The following is a 3,382-nucleotide window of genomic DNA, read 5'->3' on the forward strand; positions in this document are numbered from 1 at the left end:
CCGCCACCTCGGCGCTTCCGACTCCCCTGGCCCCCGCCCCGACCGAGCCGAGCGTCACCGACCTGCGGATGTTCGACGGCACCGTGGCGACACCCCTGGGGGCGCCGGCAGGCGGCCGGTCGGGCAGGCGCCGGCCGCGTCGGCGCAGCACCCTGCTCCTCGCCGCCGCCGGTGCCTGTGTCGCCGTCGTCGCGGCGGCCGGGTACGCGAGTGGGCTGTTCTCCTACGAGAGCCCGTCCCGGGACACCGCACTGCCGGACGACATCCGCGCGAGCGTGCCGGACGCCCCGAGCAGCGCCGCGTCCACGCCCCCGAAGGGCAGCGCTTCCGCGGCGCCGCCGGCCCCGGCCGCGCCGCGGCCGTCGCCGTCCCGCACCGCGAGCCCGTCCGCCTCACCGTCACCGTCCGGACCGAGCGCCTCGGCGAGCCCGTCGCAGTCGCCCTCCCCATCGCCATCGCAGCCGTCGGCATCGGCGACCGGCCCCGGGCAGGCACCTCCGGACAACTCCCGCCAGAACAAGGGCCCGGCCGTCCTGCGCCTCGGCGACAGCGGCCCGGAGGTCACCGAACTCCAGCTCCGTCTCCGGCAGTTGTATCTGTACGACGACGACACCGACGGCAGCTTCGACGACCGGCTGGCGGAAGCGGTCCGCACCTACCAGTGGTCTCGCGGCATCCAGGCCGACGACCTCGGCGTCTACGACCGGGAGACCCGGGCGAAGCTGGAGTCGGAAACCCAGGAGCCGTGACCGGCCCGGCCGCCCTATCGTGACGCCGTGACTACTCAGGTGATCGTTCTCAACGGCGGTTCGAGCTCGGGCAAGTCGGGGATCGTCCGGTGCCTGCAAGAGGTCCTGCCCGGTCCGTGGCTGGCCTTCGGCGTCGACTCGTTCGTCGAGGCGCTGCCCGCGAAGCTGCAGGGCTCGGAGGGCGGGATCACCTTCGCGGCGGACGGCGGCGTGAGTGTCGGCGCGGAGTTCCGGGCTCTGGACGCGGCCTGGACCGAGGGCATCGCCGCCATGGCCCGCGCCGGCGCCGGGATCATCGTCGACGACGTCTTCCTGGGCGGCCCGGCGTCCCGGCAGCGGTGGGAGAAGGCTCTCGACGGACTCGCCGTGCTGTGGGTCGGCGTCCGGTGTGACGCCGAGGTCGCCGCGGGTCGCGAGATCGCCCGGGGGAACCGGGTCAAGGGCATGGCCGCGTCACAGGCGCGGATCGTGCACGAGGGTTTGGGCTACGACGTGGAGGTGGACACGACGCACACCGAGTCCCTGGCGTGCGCGCGTGTCATCGCCGAGCGCGTGACGCGCGCCCCGGCGCCGACCACGTGACGCGCGCACCTACGCCGCCCAGGTGACGCGCGCCCCGGCGCCGCCCAGGTGACGCGCCATCACCGCTCAAGCGTCCCGAGCGGCCGGATCACCCGACGCACAGCCGGATCACCCGACGCACAGCTGGATCACCCGATGCGCAACCGGATCGTCCCGTCCGCACCGGCCTCCACACGCACCTTCGTGAGGTCCTCCACCACGACGTCCGGCTCGTGGGCCGCGGCCCGGGGACCGATCCCGACGACCGTCATCCCGGCGGCGCGCCCGGCCGCTATCCCGGCACCGGAGTCCTCGAACACCACACAGTCCGCAGGGGCGATCCCCAGCTCGGCGGCGCCCTTCAGGAAGCCCTCGGGGTCGGGCTTGCTCGCCCCGACGGACTCCGCGGTCACCCGCACCCCGGGCTGCTCCAGACCGGCCGCGGCCATCCGGGCCGTCGAGAGCGGCACATCGGCGGACGTCACCAGCGCGTGCGGCAGTCCCCGCAGCGAGGCCAGGAACTCCGGTGCCCCGGGGATCGCGACGACGCCGTCGGTGTCGGCCGTCTCCTCGGCGAGCATCCGGGCGTTGTCGGCGTGGTTCTGCTCCATCGGCCGCTCGGGCAGCAGCAGCGCCATGGAGGCGTAACCCTGCCGGCCGTGGACGACCTTCATGACCTCGTCCCCGTCGAGCCCGTGACGCTCGGCCCAGCGCCGCCAGACGCGTTCGACCGAGGCGTCCGAGTTGACGAGGGTGCCGTCCATGTCCAGCAGGAGGGCGCGGGCGGTGAGCACGGCGGTGGCCGTCATCGGCAGCTCCAAGGCTCGGGGCGCGTTCCAGCGCGGGAGAGGGGCGGACGACGGATCGGCACCGGCACGCCCCGGGGAACAAGGCGGCCCCGCCCGCCGGTCAGGGAAAACGGGCGGAGGCCACTTTGTTTCCCCACGGTACAAAACAAGGCGGCCTTCGCGCCAGGGGCCCCCGCCGGACGTTCATCCACTGTTCGCCTCGCCAGGCTCAGCCGGTCACGGCCTCCCAGAGGCTCCACAAACCGAGCGCCAGCATGACCAGCGCCGCGACCTGCGTGATCAGCCGCAGCGGCACCTTCTTCATCAGCGCCTTGCCGCCGACGATGCCCAGCCCGGCCACGGCCCACAGGGCGAGCACCGCACCCAGTCCGACGGAGAGCGGGTCGTCGTAGCGGGCGGCCAGGTTCGCGGTCATGATCTGGGTCAGATCACCGAACTCGGCGACCAGGATGAGCATGAAGCCGGCGCCCGAGACCTTCCAGAAGGACTGGTTCTCCGGCTTGCGGACCTCCTCCTCGTCCTCGCCCTTCCTCAGCAGCAGCACCGCGGCTCCGCCGAGGAACAGCACGCCCGTGAGGGCCTGCACGATCTGCTGCGGCAGCAGCGTCAGCACACTGCCGGCGGCGACGGCGAGCGCGACGTGCAGCGCGAAGGCTGCGGCGACCCCCGCGAAGACGTAGGAGGCGCGGTAGCGGGTGCCGAGGACGAGGCCCGCGAGGGCGGTCTTGTCCGGCAGTTCCGCGAGGAAGACGACGCCGAAGACGACGGCCGTCACGGTCAGGCTGATCAAGGGTTCCTCAATCGGTCGGGGCTGCCCCACCGAGAGTGCTGGACTTTCGCTCATGACACCTCGGCACGGCAGCACACACGGCATCCGCGCCGGGGGACGTGGATGTGCACTGCTTTGCCGAAGGTCTCGCTGGCAGGTCCAGGAAAGGACCGGCCTCCGGGCGCCGGCTCAGGCGGGCTGAGCAGTATGTCGACGGTCCGGCGAAGAGCTACTCCCCTTCTGCGCCGTCCATCGTACGCGACGCCCCGGGTGTGAAGACTTTGCGCCTGAACCTTGTCATGTCATGCACGTGTCACTAGCTTCTCACCGGGCGCACACCTGTGCGCAACACGGCACCGCGAGCATTCCCCTCGCTCGCACGCCACACCCCCCTCTGCCCAGGGAGTTCGCATGCCCAGGTTCTACGCGCGTCGACGGCTGAGCGTGGCCGCGGCCGCCACCGCGCTCATATCCTCCGTGGCCCTCTTCAACGC

The 3,382-nt window shown here is 72.5% G+C and carries 4 protein-coding genes; 2 read left to right on the plus strand and 2 right to left on the minus strand.

Going from position 1 to position 3,382, the window contains the following annotated elements:
* Positions 1–749: peptidoglycan-binding protein (locus C1J00_RS40600; protein ID WP_245936702.1), on the plus strand; the 749-nt coding region annotated here is incomplete at its 5' end.
* A 27-nt stretch (positions 750–776) separates the two neighbouring features.
* Positions 777–1,331: a chloramphenicol phosphotransferase CPT gene (gene cpt, locus C1J00_RS40605; protein WP_102913857.1), complete on the plus strand. Its 555-nt coding sequence runs from the start codon at positions 777–779 to the stop codon at positions 1,329–1,331.
* 128 nt (positions 1,332–1,459) lie between these two features.
* On the opposite strand, the gene C1J00_RS40610 is transcribed toward cpt, so the two are convergent.
* Both C1J00_RS40610 and C1J00_RS40615 read right to left on the minus strand, forming a co-directional pair.
* Positions 1,460–2,119: an HAD-IA family hydrolase gene (locus C1J00_RS40610; protein WP_102913859.1), complete on the minus strand. Its 660-nt coding sequence runs from the start codon at positions 2,117–2,119 to the stop codon at positions 1,460–1,462.
* A 208-nt stretch (positions 2,120–2,327) separates the two neighbouring features.
* Positions 2,328–2,909, minus strand: coding sequence for a TMEM165/GDT1 family protein (locus C1J00_RS40615; protein ID WP_102913858.1), 582 nt, complete (start codon positions 2,907–2,909; stop codon positions 2,328–2,330).
* Between the last annotated feature and the right edge of the window lie 473 nt (positions 2,910–3,382).

Origin of the sequence: Streptomyces cahuitamycinicus, assembly GCF_002891435.1 — a bacterium.
Taxonomy (GTDB): Bacteria; Actinomycetota; Actinomycetes; order Streptomycetales; family Streptomycetaceae; genus Streptomyces; species Streptomyces cahuitamycinicus.